Here is a 22,357-nt window from a genome sequence, read left to right as displayed (position 1 = left end):
CCGATGTCCGCGATGCGGCACCCGCCGGGGTGGCGGCATACGAGTGGCGGCGCGGGGCGCCGGCGGCGGAGACTCGCGAATACCTACGAGGCGGCGGCGCGCCGGGCAGCCATCCGCGCCTTGCGGGCCGCCAGCTTCTCGTCGAACTTGGCGGCCTCCGCGTCCAGGCCGCCCATGTACAGGCCCAGCTCTTCCTGCGCCTTCAGGCCCTCCGGGCCGAGACCCTCGATCTCCAGGACCTTGAGGTAACGCAGTACCGGCTGGAGTACGTCGTCGTGGTGGATCCGCATGTTGTAGATCTCACCGATGGCCATCTGGGCGGCGGCCCGCTCGAAGCCGGGCATCCCGTGGCCGGGCATCCGGAAGTCGACGACCACGTCACGTACCGACTGCATGGTCAGATCGGGGGCGATCTCGAAAGCCGCGCCGAGCAGATTGCGGTAGAAGACCATGTGCAGGTTCTCGTCGGTCGCGATACGCGACAGCATCCGGTCGCAGACGGGGTCGCCGGACTGGTGGCCGGTGTTCCGGTGCGAGACGCGGGTGGCGAGCTCCTGGAAGGCCACATACGCCACGGAGTGCAGCATCGAGTGGCGGTTGTCCGACTCGAAGCCCTCGGCCATGTGCGCCATCCGGAACTGCTCCAGCTTGTCCGGGTCGACGGCCCGCGAGGTCAGCAGGTAGTCCCGCATCACGATGCCGTGGCGGCCCTCCTCGGCGGTCCAGCGGTGTACCCAGGTGCCCCACGCACCGTCCCGTCCGAAGAGGGAGGCGATCTCGTGGTGGTAGCTGGGGAGGTTGTCCTCGGTCAGCAGGTTCACGACCAGCGCGGTCTTGCCGATGTCGGTGACCTTCGACTGCTCCGGCTCCCACGCCTTTCCGTCGTCGAAAAGACCGGGGAAGTTGCGGCCGTCACTGAACGGCACGTACTCGTGCGGCATCCAGTCCTTGGCGACCTTGAGATGGCGGTTGAGTTCCTTCTCCACCACCTCTTCCAGCGCATACAGCAGTCGGGCGTCGGTCCACGCTTCCGAACTGCCGAGGTGGGGAGAGGTGATCGTCACGGGTGCTCCTGGGGACGGGAGTGTTACCTACGGATTCGTAGGTTACGTGTCCGTAGGTTAAGGCGGCAGTAAGGCTGCGCCAACCCCCGTTTCCGAAATGTACCGCTACGCTCCGTTATGCGTACAGGTCACGCAGGCGTACGGAGAGACAAGTCACGCAGCCTTCGAGCTTCTCGTACTCGCTGATGTCCACCGGACACGGTTCATAACCCAGATCCGCGAACAGTTCGGCGGTCTTCGGTGCGCTGGCCGCCATCAGCAGTTTGGCGCCCCCCAGCAGGACCACATGTGCTCCCGACTCCTCCGGCACCGGCAGAAACCCCGGAAACACCGACGGCGTGTCCACGAGTGGTTCGTACCCGATCACGGTGGCGTCGGGCAGCGCGGTGACCGCCGATTTGAGATGCAGCACCTTGGCCGTGGGCACGGCGACGACTCGCGCGCCGAGCGGCTCGAAGGCGGCTCGCAGCTGCTGGATGCCGGCCGCGTTGGTCCGGCCGCCGCGCCCCACGTAGAGCGTGTCGCCGATCTTGAGCACATCGCCGCCGTCCAGGGTGCCCGGCTCCCACACCCAGTTGACCGAGCAGCCGAGCCCCGCCAGAGCCTGTTCGACCGCGATGGTCTCCGGTCTGCGGGACTCCGCGCCCGAGCGGGCGATGAGCGCCACGTTCCGGAACATCACCACGGTGTCCTCGACGAACACGCCGTCCGGACAGTCCTCGGCGGGCGCGGCTTCCAGAGTCTCCCAGCCGTTCGAGCGCAGGACCTCCGCATACCGGCCCCACTGTTCCAGGGCCAGTGCGTAGTCGACCGGTGTGCGCTCGATATGCGTGACCAGGCCTTCTGCGAGGCGCGGACTCGGCCGGCGGATCAAAGCTCTTCTGCTGGGCACGAACAGGTCTCCAGGTCGGGGCGGCACGAGCGGCCATGAAGGCCGCGCCCATCATGGCCCGCATCGCTGCCGAGCGGAATCCCCGGTCACCCCCGGTCCTCCTCGCCTCCGGTCACCGTCATCGGGTCACTGCCGAGCGTCAGCCACCGGGTGATACCGATCGACTCCAGGAACGGCTGATCGTGACCGGCCACGATCAGTGCCCCCTCGTACGACTCGAGGGCGGCCGAGAGCTGCCGGACACTGGCCATGTCCAGGTTGTTGGTCGGCTCGTCGAGCATCAGCAGCTGCGGCGCGGGCTCCGCGAGCAGCAGCGCGGCAAGTGCCGCTCGGAAGCGCTCGCCGCCGGACAGCGTCCCGGCCGGCTGATCGGCGCGGGTCCCCTTGAACAGAAAGCGGGCGAGCCGTGCCCGGATGAGGTTGTTGCTCGCCTCCGGCGCGTTGCGCGCGACGTTCTCCACCACGCTCAGCGCATCGTCGAGGACATCGAGACGCTGCGGAAGGAACCGGAGCGGGACATGGACCAATGCCTCCCCCGATACCGGCTCCAGCCGCCCCGCGATCGTCCGCAGCAGCGTCGTCTTGCCCGCGCCGTTGCGGCCGACCAGAGCGATCCGCTCCGGTCCGCGCACGGTGAACTCCCCTTCGAGGCCATTCCCGTACGGCAACCGGAGATCCCGCAGGGTCAGTACGCTCCGGCCGGGATGCACCCTGGTGTGCGGCAGTTCGATCCTGATCTCGTCGTCGTCCCGCACCGCGTCCACCGCCTCGTGGAGGCGGTCCTTCGCCTCGCCGAGCTTCTCGGCGTGCATGATGCGATGCTTTCCCGCGGACTCCTGGGCGGCACGTTTGCGTGCGCCCATCACGATCTTCGGCTCACGCTTGTTGTCCGACATCTTCTGTCCGTAGCGCTTGCGGCGGGCCAGTTTGATCTGCGCTTCGGCCAGTTCACGTTTCTGTTTCTGCACATCGGCCTCGGCCACCCGCACCATGCGCTCGGCGGCCTCCCGCTCCACGGCGAGCGCCTCCTCGTACGCCGAGAGCCTCCCGCCGTACCAGCGGACCTCGCCGTCGCGCAGATCGGCGATCTGGTCGACCCTTTCCAGAAGTTCGCGGTCGTGGCTCACCACCATCATGACTCCGGACCACCCGTCGACCGCCGAGTAGAGCCGCCTGCGGGCGTACAGGTCGAGGTTGTTGGTCGGCTCGTCGAGCAGGAGGACGTCCGGCCGGGTCAGCAGCAACGCGGCCAGCCGCAGCAGCACGGACTCACCGCCCGACACCTCGCCCACGGTCCGGTCCAGGCCGATGGTGCCGAGCCCGAGCTGACCGAGGACGGCGTGTGCGCGTTCCTCGACGTCCCAGTCGTCGCCGACCGCGGTGAAGTGCTCCTCGCGTACATCGCCGGCCTCGATCGCGTGCAGCGCGGCGCGCGTGCGGGCGATACCCAGGGCCTGGTCCACCCGGAGCCCGGTGTCGAGCACCAGATTCTGCGGGAGGTACCCGATCACGCCGGTGCTGCGCACCGTTCCCGCTGACGGGGCGAGCTCACCGGCGATCAGCTTCAGCAGTGTCGACTTGCCGGAGCCGTTGACCCCGATCAGACCGGAGCGGCCCGCCCCGACCGCGAGCTGGAAGTCCTCGAACACGGACGTTCCGTCCGGCCAGGAGAAGGAAAGCGCGGTGCAGGAGATGTGCGAGGAGGGATGGGTTGACATACGGGTCTCCCGGTTGCTGGGAACGGCAGGGGGCAACGGGTGGAGACACCGCCGGGGCGCAGCGAACGCCCTGGTCCGGGAGGACAGCTCGAATACCGAGGTCACACGCGGTGCGCGCAGGTGTGGTCACTGCACGGCACGGTGTCTCAAGACCTCAGTAGCGCAATGTCCTACTCCGATCAACGACAACAGGGCCATCACAGAGTAGAACCGTCTCGGGGCGGTTGCCAGCCTATTTACTTCCGTGCCGTGCGGTCAGCGGCCGTCGCGCAGCAGTTCGGCGACGCTCCGGTCGAGATCCAGGACACTCTGTTCGTGCCCGGCGGGTACGAGTGCCTCGGTCTTCTCGAGGAAGTGGCGCAGTTCGGCGGTGTGGATGTGCACCATCGCGATGCCCTCGCGGGCGTGGAACTCCAGGACGGTCCGTTCGTAGCCGAACGGGCGGATCCGTACGTCGCCCATACCGGCCGGTGCCGAGACGCCGGCCGCCAGCAGCTCGCGGGCGAAGGCCCAGGAGACCTCGACGCCTTCGAGCGTGGCCTGCGGCGGGAAGTCCACACTGACCGCGAAGGGGTCCTTGACGTCGTAGCGCAGGGTGGTGGGGACGGTCTCCATTCGGGGTGCGGACGCGACCAGGCGAGCCTCGACGGCTTGTTCGACGGCGTACGGCATGGTCTGGCACCCTCCAAACGGTTCGGCAGGTAAGCCTGCTCCTGGAAGGTGAGACGAACTCACGCGCACATCCGTGCACCCGGCAGGGGTGATGTCCGTCACTCCGCCGACGTCATGAGGTGTCGAAGCGCTTCGACACCTACCTGGACAGCGGACGGCTGGACGTCTAGTGTCGGCATTCTGTTGCATGTCATACACGCACACTGATGTTCGAAGCGCTTCGCTGATCGTCTCTTGGAGAGCCGAATGGTCACCCTTGCCGAAGTCGCCCGGCACGCCGGAGTCTCCGCCAGCACGGTGAGCTACGTTCTCAGCGGGAAACGATCCATCTCCACTCCCACCCGTGAACGCGTCGAGCTGAGCATCCGGGAGCTCGGTTACCACCCCAACGCGGGTGCCCGCGCGCTCGCCAGCAGCCGCTCCAACATCATCGCGCTGATGGTGCCGCTGCGCACCGACATATATGTGCCGGTGATGATGGAGATCGCCATCGCCGTGGCCACCACGGCCCGCGCGCACGGCTTCGACGTCCTGCTGCTGACGGGGGAGGAGGGCCCGGAAGCGGTACGGAGGATCGCCGGCAGTTCGCTCGCGGACGCCATGATCCTCATGGATGTGCAGCTGCATGACGAACGACTCCCCCTGCTGCGTGAGTCCGAACGCCCGGGAGTGCTTATCGGACTGCCCGCCGACACGACCGGTCTCACCTGCGTGGATCTCGATTTCGCGGCCACCGGCACACTCTGTGTGGAGCATCTGGCCGGCCTCGGTCACCGCGAGCTCGCGGTGATCGGCGAGGCTGCCGCGGTGTATGAGCGGCACACCGGCTTCGCCGAACGGACCGTGGAAGGGATCCGCTCGCGCGCCCGTGATCTCGGCGTACGGGTGCTGCACCGGCCCTGTGAGGGCGGCTTTGCGGCGATGGCGGGGACCCTGGCGCGGATTTTCGACGAACGCCCCGGCACCACCGGCTTCATCGTGCAGAACGAGGCCGCGGTCGAGCCGCTGCTCAATCTGCTCAGACAACAGGGCAGGGCGATCCCCGAGGATGTCTCGGTCGTGGCGATCTGCCCCGAGCAGGTCGCCGTCCAGGCATCGGTGAGCGTCACATCCGTCGCCATTCCCGCCCAGGAGATGGGCAGACGAGCCGTCGAGCAGATCGTCGCCAAGCTCCAGGGCCGGGCCGCGGACGAAATCGAGCTGCTGAAGCCGGAGCTCACCATCCGCGCCAGTTCCGGCCCGGCGCCCGCGGCGGGCTGAGCGGCCGGTGCGGGAGGCGTGGCCGCCTGCCGGGACGGGCGGGCCGCGCCTCCCGCGGTCGCTCAGCCCGACGAGACGCTGAAGCCGTTGGTCGTGAAGTTCAGACCACCCGGTGACGACGTGATCTCATAGCCGAACTGCACATCGCCGATGGTCTCGTTGCCGATGTACCCCTTGGTGTCCTTGAGCCACTTGAGTACCGACAGAATGTTGACCGATCCCGCCGTGGAGTCCGAGGTACGCAGGAACGAGTACACGTTGTTGGCGCCGTTGCTCCCCACATACACCGTCCAGGTGTCCGAGCCGAGCGTCACCGTGCCGACGGAGCTGCCGAGCGGGCCCACTGCACCGTTGTAGTTGACCCACAGCATGATCTCGTTGGCGTAGTCGTCGTCCCAGATGTCGTACGAGGTGTTGTAGGCGCCGGATGACGGGACGGTGACGTTGTAGGTGCTGGTGAGGGAGGCCAGCGAGGAGATCGCTTTGCCGATCACCTTCTTGGCGTTGGGATACGCCTTGATGCCACCGGTGTTCGGGTGGTCGGCCGAGACGCCCCAGTTGGCGGACGAGTTGGCCCAGATGGTCTGGGTGCCGGCGCCCGAACCCCAGATGTCGTTGTAGAGGGTGTAGCCGTCCGGTGTGGTGTAGGAGCCCCACTGGTCGGACGAGGACCAGACGGCTGCCTGCGCCGGGGCGGCGGCGAAACCGATCAGCGCGGCCAGGGCTGCCAAGGGGGCGGCCAGGAGTGTGCCGGGAGTACGACGTGCCATGGGTGTTCCTTCCATGGTGGGGGGAAACTACTGCGGCCCCAGGCTGAGGACGCAGTCCACGCCGGCCGTCAGGTCCAGCAGGACCTCCGGGGTGCCGGCGGGGGGTTCGGTGGGAAGCGGCCCTGTGACCGTCAGACCTTCGCCGACGCGCAGATCCACCCGTACGGTCCGGCTGGGGCGGAGCACGGCTGTCGCCCGTCCGTCGCACCAGGTCAGATCGGCGGATGCGCCGAACCTGGTGCACACACCGCGGAGTTCGCCCTCCCGAAGCTCCGGGGGGAGCGCGGGAAGGAGTACGAGCCGGGACGGTGTGGACTGCAGCAGCATCTCGACGAGTACCGCGGGCAGGGCATGCGCGGCATCGGCGTTGAAGACGTCACGTGCCGGATAGTGCGAGCTCATCAGCGAGTCGTGGAAGAAGTCGCCGCCGAGCACCGCGCCCAGTGCGCGGGCGACCGCGCCGGCATCGCGCAGCCTGGCGGCGATCAGGGCGCGGTGCAGATGGCCGTGGGCGGAGTCGTTCTCGGGGCCACGCAGCTCGAGCGCCCGGCGCGCGGCGCCGGCGAGCGCGGGAGTGTCGTAGGGGTTGATCTCGTCCAGCGGCCAGACGGGATAGAGGTGGCTGAGATGACGGTGGTGGTAGTTCTCCGCCAGACCCGGCCAGGCCCACTCGGCAAGCGCCCCGTCCTCGTTCACCCGGTAGTCCGGGAGATTCCCGGCGATGGCGCGCCATCGCCCGGCGTCGGGATGGCCGGGGGCGTGCGCTGCGGCCGTGGTCAGGGCGTGCCGGGCCGCCGCGATGTCCATGGTGGCGTTCACCGTGCCCCAGCTCGCGTTCGCCGGACGGTTCTCCGGTGAGTAGGAGGGGGCGATCACTATCCGGCCGTCCCGTCCGGTGCGGCTGAGGAAGTCCTGGTAGAACAGCGCCACTTCGGTGAGTGCGCCGAGGAGGCGGGGATCGGTGATGCCGGTGGTCTGCGCCTGTTCGACGAGCGGGACCAGCAGCCAGTCCGCGCCCGCCGACCACAGATGCAGGGGGTAGGTGCGCTGGAAGTGCCGGGTGTGCCCGCTCTCGCCGTCGGTGTGCGAGGGCGCGACGACCCCTCGCGCCCCGAAGAGTGCACGCGCGTTGTCGCGCCAGTCCGCCAGCTGGCCATACACCAGGGCGGCATGGGCTTCGGTGACCTCGGGCAGCGCGGCAGGGGCGGCCGACGCGATCTGGAGGTTGAGATTGGCGTTCGTGGTGAAGGCGCCCGACCAGGCGGTGTCCCAGTCGCCGGTCCACAGCCCGGTCAGCCGCGGCGGAAGGACCCCGCTCGACGAGAGCAGATGGTAGCGGCCGGCCGCGAAGAGACGCGCGAGCAGCGCGGGACGTCCCGGCAGCCGCAACAACTCGGAACCGGGCAAGCGCTGTTCGTCGCCGACCGGTCCGAGACGGAGTGTGACGCGGCGGTACGCCGGCCGGTGCAGCGCCTCATGGCGGCTCAGCAGCCGCTGATAGACATCCCACGCGGCCGGAACGGCTCCGCCGGGCTCGTCCCCGGTGAGCAGGGCACGCAGTGCGGCGGCTGCGTCCGCGGTGTCCTCCGGGTCCGCTCCAGCGGGATCACGTCGCACCCGGGTGAGCAGCAACAGGCCCTGGGCGCCGTCGAAGCGGATGCCGTCGCCCGCGAAGGCGGCGGAGCCACCCTCCGCCAGCACCACGGTGACCCCGGTGAACGCGGTGCCGCTTCCCGGGTAGCCGGCCCGCAGCGTGAGCCGGCCGCCCTCCCGGGTCAGCGCCGTGCTCCGCCCGACCGCCAGCCGGGGCGGGACGCCCGGCAGGCGGTGGTCGAGAGTGAGGGCGGCCGACATCGCCGGGCTCCTGAGGTACTGGACGATCACGTCATCGGCGCGTGACACGAACACCCGGCTGACCTGCGGCCCGCACTCCGCACCGACCACGCCGGTCGAGAAGTCGACCTGACGGCGATAGCCGGTTGCCTGCCGGACAGCCTGCCGGATGCGCACCTGAAAGGCCGGATGGAAGGGCTGCACCCAGTGCAGCGGATGTTCCGCGCCGAAGCGCTCCGCCGCGGTGGTGTCCCCGCTGAGCAGGGCGTCCTGGAGCCGCCCGAGCCCGTCGGCGAGTTCCGGCGGACCCAGGCCCTCGCTCCCGTTGGGACGTACCAGCGAGTGATGACTGACGATCACCCGGTCGTCGGCCGGGTCTCCGTACACCATGGCGCCGTGCCTGCCGTTGCCGCTGAGGAAGGCATCCTGCCATCGGGTGGCGGGGCGGGGCTCCCAGGTGCCGTGAATCACCGGACGTCCTCCCGCAGAACCGCGGCGCCGTAGCGGCCGAGCTCCAACGAACCTTCCACCGCCGCGCCGGAGAGCAGATCGCGGTGGCGGCCGGGAACCGGCACGGTGACGGTCTGCCTGCCGTGGTGCAGCAGGAAGAGCAGCTCACCCCTGCGGACCGCCTCGACCCCGGCGGGCAGGCCGGTCAGCACCGGCCGGGCCTCCGCGTCGGCGGCCACGCGTGCCAGGAGATCGCGGAGCGCGCCGGGTTCGGGCAGCGTCGAGAGGTACCAGGCACGGCCGTTGCGCAGGACGGCGGGGAGACCGTCCAGTTCGCCTTCCTGGTACCTCGCCACGGTCTCGGCACCGCCGGGCTCCAGCTCCTCCGACCAGAGCGTGCCGCGGAAGCCCTCGCATTCCACGGTGGAGCCCGCGTCGAGCGGCCACCACTCCTGGAGGGTGGAGATGCCGAAGAGTTCACGCAGCCGGACGTCCATTCCGCCCGCCCTGATCCGGTCGTCCTGGTCGGCCGCTCCGGTGTGGAAACCGCTGACGAGGGTGCCCCCGCCCCTCACATACGCCACCAGGTTGTCGATCGCGGCGTCGGTGAGCAGATACAGATGCGGGATCACCACCAGCCGGTACCTGCCCAGCTCGTGTGCCGGATGGGCGAAGTCCGTGGTGAGTCCCGCCTCCCACAGGGCGCGGTGCCAGGCACGCACCACGTCGGGGTACTCGACCTCGGTGGAGATCCGGCCGTCCTGCTGGTCCGCCCACCAGGACTCCCAGTCGTGCAGCACCGCCACATCGGACGGGGTGTCGGTGCCCGCCACCGCCTCCGAGAGCCTCCCGAGTTCGGCGCCGAGCTGCTTGACCTCCTGGTAGGTGCGGCCCTGCTCGCCCGCATGGGTGAGCATCGCGGAGTGGAACTTCTCCGCGCCCTGCCGGGACTGCCGCCACTGGAAGTAGCAGATGGCGTCCGCACCGTGCGCCACCGACTGCAGCGACCAGAGGCGGTTGAGGCCGCGCGGTTTGGGGTGGTTGACGCCCCGCCAGTTGACCGGGCCCGCCGCCTGCTCCATCAGCATCCAGGGGCCGCGCGCCTGGGAGCGGGTCATGTCGCCGATCATCGCGTTGTACTGGGCGCCCCAGGCATCGGCCGGATCCGGATAGATGTCGACCGAGACGACATCCTCCTGCTCGGCCCACTTCCAGGCGTCCTGGCCGGTCCAGAACGGCATGAAGTTGGTGGTGACCGGGACCCGAGGGGTGTGCCGGGAGACGATGTCCCGCTCCGCGAGGTAGCACTCCATCAGGGCGTCGGATGTGAAGCGTCTGAAATCGAGCATCTGACCGGGGTTGCGCATGTACTGGGCGCGGCGGGGCGGGATGATCTCGGCCCAGTCGTCATAGCGCTGGCTCCAGAACGCGGTGCCCCAGGCCTCGTTGAGTGCATCGAGCGAGCCGTACCTCGCCCCCAGCCAGCGGCGGAAGTGACCTGCGGTCTCGTCGCACCAGCAGAAGGTGCAGTACTCGTTGTTGATGTGCCACATCCGCAGTGCCGGGTGTGCTGCGTAGCGCGCCGCGAGATCCTCGGTGAGAGCGGCCGCGTAGCGGCGGTACACGGGGCTGCTGGCACAGAACTGCTGGCGGGATCCGTACCAGACGGTCTGTCCGTTCTCGTCGCGTGGCAGGGTCTCGGGGTGGCGGGCGCCCATCCAGGGGGGCGGGGACGCGGTCGGGGTGGCGAGCACCACCGACATCCGGTGGTCGTGCATGAGATCCATCAGCCGGTCCAGCCAGCCGAACTCCCGTGCACCCGGGCGTGGTTCGAGTGCGGCCCAGCTGAAGACGCCGAGTGTCACGGAGTTGACGCCTGCCTCCGCCATCAGACGGATGTCATCGGGCCAGATCTCCTCGGGCCACTGCTCGGGGTTGTAGTCGCCGCCGAACAGGATCCGGTGGCCGTAGGTGTCGTACAGCGAGGTCATGGCCGCTCCCACTCAGGGTCTGCGTACTGGATGCCGCGGCCGTTGGTGCCGAGATAGACCCGGCCGTGGATGCGTGGGTCGCCGGAGATCGCGGCCCCGGTCCAGCCCCACTGGTGTGCGTCGTCGTTGATGCGCAGCCAGCTCGCTCCGGCGTCGTCGGAGCGGTGGACGGCGGTGATGGTCTCGGTGGAACCGACCTGGAAGATCGCTGGGTAGCCGGCGCTTTCCGCTGCCTTGCCGAAGCCGACGACGTACGAGGCCCAGCAGCTGCCGATCCTGGTGAAGGTGACACCGCCGTCGGTGGAGCGGTGGAGGCCGTTCCATTTCGCGGAGAGCCAGAGGTCGCCGGAGCGTCCCGGAGCGGCGGCGATGCGGAACTGGTTGTCGCCGGAGGGGAGCCCGGTGGCTCCCGCGGTGAAGGTGGCCCCGCAGTCGGTGCTGAGGAACACGGTGCCGGTGCCGGTGTCGTACGCATGGAAGCGGGAGGGGTCGACAGGGTCGGCCAGGGGGGTGGCGCCCCTGGGGAAGGACGGTACCTCGGCCCAGGAGGCGCCGCCGTCGGTCGAGCGGTGTGCCGCGTACGTGGTTCCGTCCCAGTGGATGAAGGACCACAGCAGGGTGGATCCGTCGGCGCTGACCGCGATGGGACCGGGGGCGGCCGCCGCGATCTCCGGCTGGGCCGCGAACGGCCGCCAGGTACGGCCGCCGTCGTCCGAGCAGGCGCCGTTGCTGCCGGACGACCACCCGGTGCGCACGGTGTACGAGGGCTTCAGAGCGGCGAACGCGAGTCCGGTGGCGGTGCCGAAGACCGGGTTGGACGCCATGCCCAGGGAGGGGGACGAGGTGAGTGACTCGTGGTACATCACACCGATGTCACCGAGCCCGCTGAGCAGATGGGCCCTGCCCGCGGGCGGCGAGACCAGCAGGACCACCGCGGACTCCTCGAGGCCGCGGATCTGCGGGGTCCAGCGGATGAGATCGTGAGTGGCGTAGAGGGTCGCGCCGGTTCCGTACACGATGTGTTCCGAGTCGTGGGGATCGATGCCGGCCGTCTGGATCCACCAGCCGAACTTCGCTGTGGTACCCCAGTTGAGGTAGGGCGTCCGGGAGACATCGAGGACGGCCGTGTCCTTGAGCGAGGTCCAGTTGCGGCCGCCGTCGGTCGAGCGGAAGAGCGTGTCGGTGTCCGACCACCGGTTGTTGGTCGAGACCACCAGGGTGCCCGGACGCCGCGCGTCGACGGACACTCCGCCGTAGCCGAAGGTGTCGGCGGCCCCGCCGGCCGTGACGCCGCCCGGCTGCACCGGCGTCACCTCTGTCCACCGGCCCGTCAGGGTGTTCAGCCGGTGCACCGAACCCGTGGTCTGGTCGTTGGGCCCCGCGGTGTCGGCGTAGGTGACATAGAGAGCGTGTGTCGCACGGTCGTACGCGGCACGCACCGGCACCTTCGCGGACTCCCCCGACGGCTGTCCTGGGACGGCCGCCCAGCCGGAGCCCGATCTGCGGTAGAGGGCGGTGCCGCCGTCGCCCCAGCCCGCGTACAGGGTGCGCCCGGCAGCGACGACAAGGGTGACTCCCTGTCCTGACGCGCCCTGGACGGCCGGGAAACCGGTGGCGGCCGCCCAGGTGTTCCCGCGGTCGGCCGAGGTGAGCAGTCCGTCGTGCCGGGTGCCGAGCCACAGGGTGTCACTGTCGCCGGGATCGACGAGCAGCCGCTCGCCGGTGCCCCTGCCGTTCTCGTTGGCGCCGAGCGCGGCCGGAAGCGCGTTACGGGTCCACGTCGCCCCCCGGTCGCCGGAGCACAGGACCGCGCCGTTCCCCGACGTGGTGTAGGTACCCACCGCGAGGTAGAGCCGGTCCGGATGGGCCTCGTCGACCGCGATGGCCTCCACCCCCATCAGGTTCCAGTCGTCCCAGCCGGTGCGGTCGTTGAGCGGGACCCACTGTGAGGTCCACTGTTCCCAGCGGTAGGCGCCGCCGATGTCCGTCCTGGCGTAGGCGAGTCCCTTCACACGGGGATGGAAGAGCACTCCGGTGATGAATCCGGTGCCACCGATCACCGCGGTGCGCCAGCGGTGCGGTTGTGCGGCGCTCCCGGCGGTGGCCGGGGAGCCGGACGCGGTCCTGGCCGAGGCGGCGGCAGCCGGTGCGCCGGGCAGCACAGCGGCGGCGGCTACCCCGGCACCTGCGAGGACGGTGCGCCGACGCGGCGTACGTGGGGCTTCGGTCATGACGATCGCCTTCCGGTGGGGCGCGCAATGGACACGAGCGGGCAGCCCGCCGGCCCCGACGGCCGGGAGAGCGGACACGGGAGAGCAGTGGATACGAGGAGCGGACGGACCACGGCGGAGCGGATGGGCTGCGAGGTGTGCGTCAGCCCTTGACGGCGCCGGTGAGCATGCCCTTCTGGAAGTGCTTCTGGACGAAGGGCGAGAGCACGGCGATGGGGATCAGCGCGAGCACCATGACGGCCATCTGGACGGCGAGGCTGTTGATGGTTCCGCTGCTCACGGCGGAGCCCATGGCGCCAGGCGGAACCTGATGCTGAAGCACCAGCTGCCTGAGGATCATCTGCAGCGGGTACTTCTCGCTGTCCTGGATGTAGAGCATCGCGTTGAACCACTGGCTCCAGTAACCGACCGCGTAGAAGAGGGCGATGACGGCGAGCACGGCGCGCGAGAGCGGCATCACGATCTGGATCAGAATGCGCCATTCGCCGGCCCCGTCGATGCGGGCGGCCTCGATGAGTTCCGGAGCGGTGTCCATGAAGAATCCGCGCAGTACCAGGATGTTGAAGACGCTGATCGCGCTCGGCAGGATCATCGACCAGTAACTGTCCGACAGCCCGATCCCGGTGACCAGCAGATAGGTGGGTATCAGCCCGGCGCCGAAGAACATGGTCGCCATCAGTGTGAGGAGAAGAGGACGGTGTGCGAAGGAGTCCCTGCGGCTGAGGCCGTAGGCGCACAGCACCGACACCACCATGCTGACCGCCGTACCGACAGCCGTGAGACCGAGGCTGACCAGTGTCGCGCGGGTTACGGCACCGCCGCTGAGCAGTTCCCGGTAGGCGACGAAGGTCACGGACTTCGGCCAGACGACCAGGCCGCCCGCCGCGTTGATCGCCCTGGTGTCCGAGAGGCTCGTGACGATCACCACCCACAGGGGTACGACCACCATGGCGCATATCGCGGTCAGCCCGAGTCCCTTGAAGGCGAGGCCCGCCTTGGTGGGTTCCTCCTCCCACACAGGGCGAGGTTCCATACGCAGAGCCCTCTGCAGCGGGGTTTCCTTCGGTTGCTGATCCATCAGTGTCGCGGTCATTTCTTGGCGTACACCCCCTGCTCGCCCATCATGTGGGCGGCCTTGTTCGCGGCCAGCACCATCAGCACGCTGAAGACGCCCTTGAAGATTCCGGCCGCGGCCGCGTAGCCGAAGTCGCCGGTCTTGATGCCCGTCCACCAGATGTAGGTGTCGAGGACTTCGGATGCGGAGGCTCCGACCTGGTCGCGCTGGAGCAGGATCTGCTCGAAGTCGAGATTGAGCGCGCTGCCCACCCGCAGGACCAGCAGAAGGGCGATCACCGGGCGCAGCGCGGGCAGCGTGACGTGCCACATCCGGCGCCACCGGTTAGCTCCGTCCACCGCGGCCGCTTCGTAGAGATCCGTGTTGACGGCGGCGAGTGCGGCGAGGAAGACGATCACACCCCAGCCCGCGTCCTTCCACACCGACTGGGCGGTGACCAGGAACTTGAAGAAGCCCGGATCCGTCATCAGGTCGAAACCGCCGTGTCCGTGATCCCGAAGCCACTGGGCGACCAGCCCGGCACCGCCGAACATCTGCTGGAAGACGGTGACCACCAGAACCCAGGAGAAGAAGTGCGGGAGATAGACGATGCCCTGCACCCAGGCGCGCACCCGGGTGCTCATCACGGTGTTGAGCAGCAGTGCGATCAGAATCGGGACCGGGAAGAAGAGGAGCAGCTGGGTCGCGAAGATGATCAGGGTGTTGAGCAGCACTTCCCAGAAGCGGTAGTCGTCGAAGATCCGCTGGAAGTTCTCGAGACCGACGAAGGGGCTGCCCGTCATGCCCGCGCCGTAGACGTCGTAGTCCTGGAACGCCACCACGTTCCCGAGCAGCGGGATGTAGTTGAAGACCAGCAGCAGACCGATGGCCGGCAGGGTCATGAGGATCAGCGTCCGGTCCCGCAGGAACCGCCGTCGACGGGTGATACCGCCCTGTGTCACCGGCCGGCGGTTCCGCGCCCGCGCACGCTCCCGCCGGGTCCGTCCGCTACGGCCGCCGGCGCCGGCCGCGGTCCGTGGCGGTGGTACCGCGACGTCTGCGTCCGGTTCGCCCGCCGTGCCGTTCAAAACGGTGGTCCGTGCCTTCACCGTGCGGTCTCCATGGTCGAACTCCATCCCCTCGCCGGCCGGCCCGTCAGCGACCGGCGGCCCGTCCCTGTTGTGCGGTCAGCTGCCGGAGCCGTTCTTCTCGAGAATGTCCTGGTACCAGGCGCGCAGCCGGTCCCCGCCGCTCTTCTTCCAGGTGTTCACCGCCTCCTCGAGGTCGCTGACCTTCTTGCGGCCACGGGTGATGTCCTTGCGCAGGTCGTCGAACGGTGTGTAGAGCGAGGCGTAGCGCTGGGGCTCGACGATCTGCATGCCGAAGAAGAGCGGCTTCTTCACATGGGGGGCCTGACGGGCCATCCAGCCTGCCGCGTCCTTGGCCAGCTGGGGCTGGTCGGGGTAGGCGATGGCGGGCGGCGGGGAGACGAGGTAGAGGAAGGTGGCGGGCTGGGCCTCCTGGACACCCTGCTTGGTGTACGTCGGGGTGCCGTCCTTGATCGTGTAGTGGGTGCCCTCGACGCCGAAGTTGGTGAGCATGAACTCCCGGGTGCCGAACGGCGCTGCCGCGTAGTCGGCGATCGCCAGGATTTCCTCGATCTTCGCCCTGGGCAGTCTCTTGTTGATGAAGGTGAAGATCCCGGCCGGGTCGTCCTGCCACAGAACGGGGCTGCCACCGTCGGGGCTGAAGAAGTCCAGGGCCTGCATCTCGAACTTCGGGTTGGCCGCTGCCTGCTCGGTGACCATGGTCTTCCAGCCGCCGGTGCCGTCGTTGTACATCACGACGTGGCCGCTGGTGAACCGGATCTTGGCGTCGGCGTCCTTGTTGGCCTCGGCGTCCGGGTGGACCAGTCCGGCGTCGTGCAGTTTCCGTCCGAAGGCGAGGGCTTCGCGGTACTCGGCCGTCTCGATCTTGTGGACGAGTTTGCCGTCCTTGAGCTGCCAGTAGTGCGGGGAGTCGGGGAGCACACCGAACATCTTCTGGATACATGTCCAGAGATCGTCGAACGCCCAGACCTTCTTCCTGGCGTCGGTGTACTCCTTGCCGAAGGCGTACAGCTCGTCCGCGCTGGCGGGAAGCGCGGTGGAGCCGATCAGATCCTTGCGGCAGAAGATGGCGTTGCCGATGATCGGCGTCGGCATGGGCAGCCCGCGCAGCTTGCCCCCGAAGACCGAGTACTCCCAGGCGCCGGTGGGGATGTTCGCCAGGTTCGGGTACTTCTTGACGGCGTCACCCGCGAGGTAGGGGCCGAGGTCGGCGAACCGGGAGACGATCGCGTTGCGGATCTGCCCCTGCATGTTCCAGCCGGGGATGGTGACAACATCCGGTATGTCGCTGCCCGCCAGGACCGCACCGATCTTGTCCTGGTAGGAGTTTCCGTCCTGCGGGTCGAAGTTCAGCGTCGCACCGACGGCCTTGTTCACCGCCCGGTAGTACGCGTTGTTCTTCTTCGGCACGGTGCCCCACAGCGGGGTCATGAGCCGGAACGCGGAGCCCTTGCCGGGGACCGACTCGACCGAAGTGGCCAGCGGGGCGGGCAACTTGGTGTAGCCGGGGCTTGAGCCGTTGACGGCCGGGATGTCCGGGGTGGCGGGGTTGTTCGCGACGTAGTCCGGTTCGAGCTTCTTCAGTGCCTTGCCCGATGTGGCCCCCTCCTTGTCCTTGCTCGCGCTGCCGCCGCAGGCAGCGAGCAAGGGCATCCCACCGGCCGCGGCGGCCGCGGCGACCGCTGTGGAAGCGAGGAAGCTTCTCCGGCTCGGGGCGGAGGAGGAATTCTGCGTCATTGCGTGAACCCTTCGTGGCGCACCGGGACGACACGCGGCGGGGGCGGGTCGTTCGGCTCGTGTGTCTGAGGCGGGTGTGTCCGGGTGTGGCAGACGGTTACGAGGCGGACGGCGAGGGCGGCGGGGGTGCCCGCAGAGGCGCCGCTTCGTGGCGCAGCTTTGTCGAAGCGCTTCGATGTTGCTGTGACATTAAGTGAAGGGGTCCGGACGCACAAGAGTTGTTTTCAAGAAAGCTCGGAGGTATTCCGGGCGTGTTTCGGCGCAGGGCTGTGCATGGGGCACCAGTTGTGCCCCCCGGGTGTCTTGACACCCGGCCGTGTCGCCGCCCAGCATCGAAGCGCTTCGAAGGCTCAACCTCCCACCTTTCCAAGGGGAATCGCACGTGACCGAGCACCAGCCGCCCTTCCGTGACCCGCAGTTCCCGCACAGCAAGCGCATCGACGATCTGCTCGCGCGGTTCACACTCGATGAGCGGATCGCGATGCTGCATCAGTTCACGCCCCCCGTCGAGCGACTCGGCGTGCGCGCCTTCCGTACCGGGCAGGAGGCCCTGCACGGGGTGGCCTGGATGGGGCCGGCCACGGTCTTCCCGCAGGCCGTGGGGCTCGGTGCGAGCTGGAACGAGGACCTGGTGCGCCGGGTGGGCGAGGCGGTGGGCACCGAGGTTCGTGCCATGCGCGCCCGGGACGAGCGGGTCGGGCTCAATGTATGGGCGCCGACAGTGAATCTGTTGCGCAACCCGCTCTGGGGGAGGGGTGAGGAGGGGTACTCCGAGGACCCGTCCCTCACATCGGCGGTCGCCGTCGCCTACACCCGGGGGCTGCGCGGCGACCATCCTCTGTACTGGCGCACAGCGCCCGTACTCAAGCACTGGCTCGCGCACAACAACGAGACCGACCGGGACACCGCATCGGCATCGGTGCGCCCGCGGGTGCTCCACGAGTACGACCTCAGGGCGTTCCGCGATGCGGTACTGGCCGGCTCGGTGGCCGGTGTCATGCCGGCGTACAACCTCGTCAACGGGCGGCCCAACCATGTGTCCCCCTACATCCGCGAGCAGCTGCGCTCCTGGACCGACCGGCATCTCGTGGTCTGCTCCGATGCGGGCGCGCCGTCGAACCTCGTCGACTCCGAGCACTACTTCGACACCCATGAGGAAGCCACGGCCGCCGCTCTCAAGGCCGGGGTGGACAGCTTCACCGACCACGGCACCGACTCCTCGGTCATCACCGGCCGGCTCCGCGGCGCCCTCGATCAGGGACTGATCACCGAGTCCGACATCGACACCGCCGTGCGCAGACAACTCGCCATGCGCTTCGCGCTGGGGGAGTTCGACCCCGAATCCGACCCCTATGCCGGAACCGGCCCGGACCAGGGCTTCGACACCCCCGCGCACCGTGCGCTCGCCCTCGAGGCCGCGGAGCAGTGCGCCGTACTGCTGAAGAACGACGGCCTGCTGCCACTCGCCGGCGGACAGCGGATCGCGGTGGTCGGCCTCCTCGCCGACGAGTGCAAACTCGACTGGTACAGCGGCGCACTCATCCACCGCTCCACACCCGTGGAGGGGCTGCGGGCCCGCTTCGGTGCCGACGTGGTGATCCACGCCGACGGCGCCGACCGGGTCCGGCTGAGGACCGCGGCCGGCTGGCTCCAGGTACCCGCCTGCGACACCGCGAACGAGGTGTCCGGAGCCGATGAGGGCGCGCTCGATCCGGCGCTGCTCGCGGGCCGAACCGATCTGCCTCCGCTGACCTGCGGTGACCGGCCTTCCGAGCTGGCGCTCGTCGACTGGGGCGGTGGTGTGCTCACCTTGCGGGCTGCCGACGGACGCTGTCTCTCGGTGGCGGACGACGGATTCGTCCGGGCCTCCGCCGATCAGCCCGGGGGCTGGATCGTGCAGGAGACGTTCACGCTGGAGGAGCATGGCGGCGGCCACCTCCTCAAGCACACCGGGACCGGGCGTTACGTCTCTGTCGCCACCGGGGCGGCAAGGGTTGCCGACGACGGCGATGTTTTCGGCATCGAGACGGTCGAGAGCGGTACCGATGCGGTGGCACGGGCAGCGGCGGACGCGGACGTGGTGATCGTGGTCGCGGGGAACGACCCGCACATCAACGGCCGGGAGACCGAGGACCGCACCACGCTGGCCCTCCCGCCACAGCAGGACCGCCTCTGGCGTACCGCTCACGCGGCGAATCCGCGCACCGTGCTGGTGCTCTGCTCGTCCTATCCCTACGCGGTGCCGGACGCGGACGCCCGACTGCCCGCTCTGCTGTGGACCGCACACGGCGGTCAGGCGGCGGGCACGGCGCTGGCACGGCTGCTGTCAGGCGACGTCTCCCCGGCCGGGCGGCTGCCGCAGACCTGGTACGCGTCGGACGCGGAGCTGCCTGACCTGCTGGACTACGACATCATCGGCTCGCGCCAGACCTACCTGTACTACCGGGGCACGCCGCTCTACGCGTTCGGGCACGGGCTCTCCTACACGTCCTTCGCCTATTCGCCTGTGCGCGCCAGGTGCGAAAGCGACATGGTGCGAGCCGAGTTCACCGTCACCAACACGGGCTCCGTGCCGTCCGACGAGGTGGCACAGCTCTACGCCCGCGCCGTGCGGCCCTCCGTGGTACGCCCTGCCCGGGAGCTCGTCGCCCACCGCAGGGTCCGGCTCGCGCCGGGCGCCTCGGAGCGGCTCGCGTTCGAGTTCCCGGTCTCCCTGCTCGGCCACTGGGATGTGGCGCACGGACACTGGACGGTCGAACCGGGGACGTACGAACTCATGGCCGGTGCATCGAGCGCCGACATCCGTTCCACGGCTGCCCTGACCCTGGCCGGAGACCCGGCCGGACCGCGGGACGTGCTGGCCCACGGGCTGGCGGCGGCCGACTACGACGAACAGCACGCCACGGAGATCGTGGACCGCGCCAGGGCAGCCGGCGACGCGGTGACACCGGTGCACGGGGCCGAGGGCGAACTCGTCTTCCGGCGGTGCGACTTCGGAACCCGGGCAACGGGCGTCACCGTCGAGGCGTCCGGGCGGGGTGCCGTCGAGCTCACGCTGCCGGGCAGCACGGTGACGTTCCCCGTCACGACGGGCGGCGTCTACGCGTACATGACTGCGGCAGCGGAGTTCGAGGCGTCCGGTGTGCACGATGTACGTGTGAGGCTGCGCGGGCCCGTGAGGTGTGCGCGTTTCGATTTCTCCGGCTGAGAGCCGGGAGAGAGCGGAGAGGCCCGGCACAGGACGTCCCGTCCCGGTGCCTGGCCTCTCCGCCTGCCCTGGCCCTCAGCCGGCCCCGGCGGTTACCCGGCTGTCACCGTCACCGTGCCTGTTCCCTCCGCGGTGGCCCCCTCCCACTCCACCCGGTAGGGACGATCCGTCCCCTCCGCGCCGGCCCGCAGGGCACTCCCCTCCCGTGTGATGCGGAACCGCACAGCAACCGCCCCCGAGTGATCCGGAACCGTGACCTCGGTGACTCCCGCGGGTTCGAAGGCCCGCAGTGTCAGTCCGGTCAGCCAGTCCCCGTCCGGCCGCTGGTCGTCCCCGCTCCACGGCAGCACCGTGCCGGGCCGTACGTACAGCGGCAGGCTGTCGAAGCCGTGCGTCTCGTGGCGCCACACCGGACCGGTGACCTTCTCGCCGGTCAGCAGGTGGGTCCAGGTCCCCTCGGGCACGTAGTACTCCACGTCGCCGTCCGCTGTGAAGACCGGCGCCACCAGGAGGTCGGGACCGAGCATGTACTGGCGGTCCAGCGGGCGTGTGTTGGGGTCTTCGGGGAATTCGAGCAGCATCGGACGCATCACCGGGACACCGGTCCGGTGCGCTTCGGCCGCCACCCCGTACAGATACGGCATCAGCCGGTGTTTGAGCAGCGTGAACTGCCGTGCCACGTCGACCGCTTCCTCCCCGAACTCCCACGGCACGCGGTAGGAGACATTGCCGTGCAGCCTGCTGTGCGACGAGAGCAGACCGAAGGCCAGCCAGCGCTTGAAGACCTCGGGGTCGGGTGTTCCCTCGAATCCGCCGATGTCGTGGCTCCAGAAGCCGAAGCCGGACAGCGAGAGCGAGAGTCCGCCGCGCAGCGACTCGGCCATCGCGTTGAAGGACGCGAAACAGTCGCCGCCCCAGTGGACGGGGAACTGCTGACCGCCCGCCGTCGCCGAACGCGCGAACACCAGCGCCTCACCGTCACCGCGCTCCTTCTCCAGGAGGTCGAACACCGTGCGGTTGTACAGCTGGGCGTAGTAGTTGTGCATCCGCTCCGGATCCGAACCGTCGTGCCAGACCACATCGGTCGGGATGCGCTCCCCGAAGTCCGTCTTGAAGCAGTCCACCCCCTGGTCCAGCAGGACGCGCAGCTTCCCGGCGAACCATTCGCGGGCCGCGGGGTTGGTGAAGTCCACCAGCGCCATGCCCGGCTGCCACAGATCCCACTGCCAGATGTCGCCGTTGGGCCGCTTGACCAGATAACCCCGCTCGGCCACCTCCGCGAACAGCGCCGACTTCTGCGCGATGTACGGATTGATCCACATGCTGATCCTCAGCCCGCGTTCCTTGAGCCTGGCGAGCATGCCCTCGGGGTCGGGGAACACCTCCGGGTCCCAGGCGAAGTCCGACCACTGGTATTCGCGCATCCAGAAGCAGTCGAAGTGGAAGACGGAGAGCGGGATTCCGCGTTCCTCCATGCCGTCGACGAAGGAGGTGACGGTCGCCTCGTCGTACGAAGTGCAGAAGGAGGTGGTCAGCCACAGCCCGAACGACCAGGCCGGCGGCAGTGCGGGCCGGCCGGTGAGCGCGGTGTAGCGGCGGAGAATGTCCTTGGGTGTCGGACCCGCGACGACGTAGTACTCCAGTGACTGGTCCTCGACGCTGAACTGCACCTGTCCGACCGACTCCGAGCCGACCTCGAAGGAGACCTTCCCCGGGTGGTTGACGAAGACTCCGTAGCCCCGTGATGACACGTAGAAGGGGATGTTCTTGTAGGCCTGTTCGCTGCTGGTGCCGCCGTCCGCCTGCCAGATGTCCACCGACTGGCCGTTCTTGACGAACGGGGTGAAGCGTTCGCCGAGGCCGTAGATGTTCTCGCCGGCGCTCAGCGCGAGCTGCGCGGCCATGTGGTGCGTGCCGTCCGGGACGGTCGCGAAGGCGGTACCGCGGGACTCGACGCCGGTGAGCCGGCGGCCGTCCGCGTCCAGGAACCGCAGCCCCCAGGGCCCGTCGGTGTCGAGCCGCACGGTCAGCGGGCCGCTGGTCAGCTCGGTGGCCGAGCCCTCGCGGCGGGTGCGGGCGGCCGCCGTGGTGTCGGCCCCGACCAGCTCGAATTCCGGCCCGCGGTGAGTCTTCCCGGCATGGTGGATGGTGCGTACGCCGATCACGCCCTCGGCGGGGGAGAAGCACTCGACGGTGATCAGGGGGGAGTTGAGCGTGTCGCCGCGATCCACGACGCGCTTGACCGCGGCGTACGCGGTGATCCGGTCGGCACCGACCTGGAGATCTCGCACTTCGGTCGCGTACGAGGCGCGCACGCCCTCGCGCATGAGCCAGAAGCCATCTGTGAACTTCATAGAGGTTCCTTGCG

At 69.0% G+C, this 22,357-nt stretch carries 14 protein-coding genes; 2 read left to right on the top strand and 12 right to left on the bottom strand.

Going from position 1 to position 22,357, the window contains the following annotated elements; genetic code table 11:
- Positions 1-83 precede the first annotated feature (83 nt).
- The 4 genes from OHS16_RS03805 to OHS16_RS03790 all read right to left on the bottom strand — a co-directional run bounded on the left by OHS16_RS03805 (position 84) and on the right by OHS16_RS03790 (position 4,346).
- A complete protein-coding gene (locus OHS16_RS03805; protein WP_328535717.1) occupies positions 84-1,064 on the bottom strand; it encodes an acyl-ACP desaturase in 981 nt (326 codons plus the stop codon).
- A 115-nt stretch (positions 1,065-1,179) separates the two neighbouring features.
- Complete coding sequence (gene ddaH, locus OHS16_RS03800) at positions 1,180-1,956, bottom strand: dimethylargininase (RefSeq protein WP_328535716.1); 777 nt, start codon at positions 1,954-1,956, stop codon at positions 1,180-1,182.
- Between the two features lie 86 nt (positions 1,957-2,042).
- On the bottom strand, positions 2,043-3,674 hold the full coding sequence (locus tag OHS16_RS03795; protein WP_328535715.1) for an ABC-F family ATP-binding cassette domain-containing protein: 1,632 nt from the start codon (positions 3,672-3,674) through the stop codon (positions 2,043-2,045).
- A 255-nt stretch (positions 3,675-3,929) separates the two neighbouring features.
- Positions 3,930-4,346 (bottom strand): SsgA family sporulation/cell division regulator, encoded by a 417-nt coding sequence (locus tag OHS16_RS03790; protein WP_328535714.1) that lies wholly within the window; start codon positions 4,344-4,346, stop codon positions 3,930-3,932.
- A 246-nt stretch (positions 4,347-4,592) separates the two neighbouring features.
- Here OHS16_RS03790 and OHS16_RS03785 point away from each other — a divergent pair, with 246 nt between their 5' ends.
- Positions 4,593-5,606 carry a LacI family DNA-binding transcriptional regulator gene (locus OHS16_RS03785; RefSeq protein WP_328535713.1) on the top strand — a complete coding sequence of 338 codons (1,014 nt, stop codon included), beginning with the start codon at positions 4,593-4,595 and terminating at the stop codon, positions 5,604-5,606.
- Positions 5,607-5,668: 62 nt separating this feature from the next.
- Here the strand turns inward: OHS16_RS03785 and OHS16_RS03780 are convergent, their stop codons facing one another.
- The 7 genes from OHS16_RS03780 to OHS16_RS03750 all read right to left on the bottom strand — a co-directional run bounded on the left by OHS16_RS03780 (position 5,669) and on the right by OHS16_RS03750 (position 16,781).
- A complete protein-coding gene (locus tag OHS16_RS03780; RefSeq protein ID WP_328535712.1) occupies positions 5,669-6,376 on the bottom strand; it encodes a GH12 family glycosyl hydrolase domain-containing protein in 708 nt (235 codons plus the stop codon).
- Between the two features lie 27 nt (positions 6,377-6,403).
- The gene (locus OHS16_RS03775) at positions 6,404-8,680 is read right to left on the bottom strand and encodes a glycosyl hydrolase family 95 catalytic domain-containing protein (protein WP_328535711.1); all 2,277 of its coding nucleotides are present in this window, start codon (positions 8,678-8,680) and stop codon (positions 6,404-6,406) included.
- A complete protein-coding gene (locus OHS16_RS03770; protein ID WP_328535710.1) occupies positions 8,677-10,650 on the bottom strand; it encodes a beta-galactosidase in 1,974 nt (657 codons plus the stop codon). Before OHS16_RS03770 ends, OHS16_RS03775 begins: the two co-directional genes overlap by 4 nt.
- Positions 10,647-12,881, bottom strand: a complete 2,235-nt coding sequence (locus OHS16_RS03765) for a 1,4-beta-glucanase (RefSeq protein WP_328535709.1) — start codon at positions 12,879-12,881, stop codon at positions 10,647-10,649. The genes OHS16_RS03770 and OHS16_RS03765 overlap by 4 nt, the downstream gene beginning before the upstream one ends.
- A 142-nt stretch (positions 12,882-13,023) precedes the next feature.
- The gene (locus OHS16_RS03760) at positions 13,024-13,974 is read right to left on the bottom strand and encodes a carbohydrate ABC transporter permease (protein ID WP_443042551.1); all 951 of its coding nucleotides are present in this window, start codon (positions 13,972-13,974) and stop codon (positions 13,024-13,026) included.
- Positions 13,971-15,071 (bottom strand): ABC transporter permease, encoded by a 1,101-nt coding sequence (locus OHS16_RS03755; RefSeq protein WP_443042550.1) that lies wholly within the window; start codon positions 15,069-15,071, stop codon positions 13,971-13,973. The genes OHS16_RS03760 and OHS16_RS03755 overlap by 4 nt, the downstream gene beginning before the upstream one ends.
- Positions 15,072-15,122: 51 nt before the next feature.
- Entirely contained in the window at positions 15,123-16,781 is a 1,659-nt protein-coding gene (locus OHS16_RS03750; RefSeq protein ID WP_328535708.1) for an extracellular solute-binding protein, read from the bottom strand.
- A 382-nt stretch (positions 16,782-17,163) separates the two neighbouring features.
- Between OHS16_RS03750 and OHS16_RS03745 the strand changes: the two genes are divergently transcribed.
- A complete protein-coding gene (locus OHS16_RS03745; protein WP_328535707.1) occupies positions 17,164-19,989 on the top strand; it encodes a glycoside hydrolase family 3 C-terminal domain-containing protein in 2,826 nt (941 codons plus the stop codon).
- Between the two features lie 92 nt (positions 19,990-20,081).
- On the opposite strand, the gene yicI is transcribed toward OHS16_RS03745, so the two are convergent.
- On the bottom strand, positions 20,082-22,343 hold the full coding sequence (gene yicI, locus OHS16_RS03740) for an alpha-xylosidase (RefSeq protein ID WP_328535706.1): 2,262 nt from the start codon (positions 22,341-22,343) through the stop codon (positions 20,082-20,084).
- Between the last annotated feature and the right edge of the window lie 14 nt (positions 22,344-22,357).

It is taken from the genome of Streptomyces sp. NBC_00344, from assembly GCF_036088315.1.
Lineage (GTDB): Bacteria > Actinomycetota > Actinomycetes > Streptomycetales > Streptomycetaceae > Streptomyces.
The sequence above is the reverse complement of the archived record's forward strand: the minus strand, read 5'-3'. Positions and strand labels throughout refer to the sequence as shown.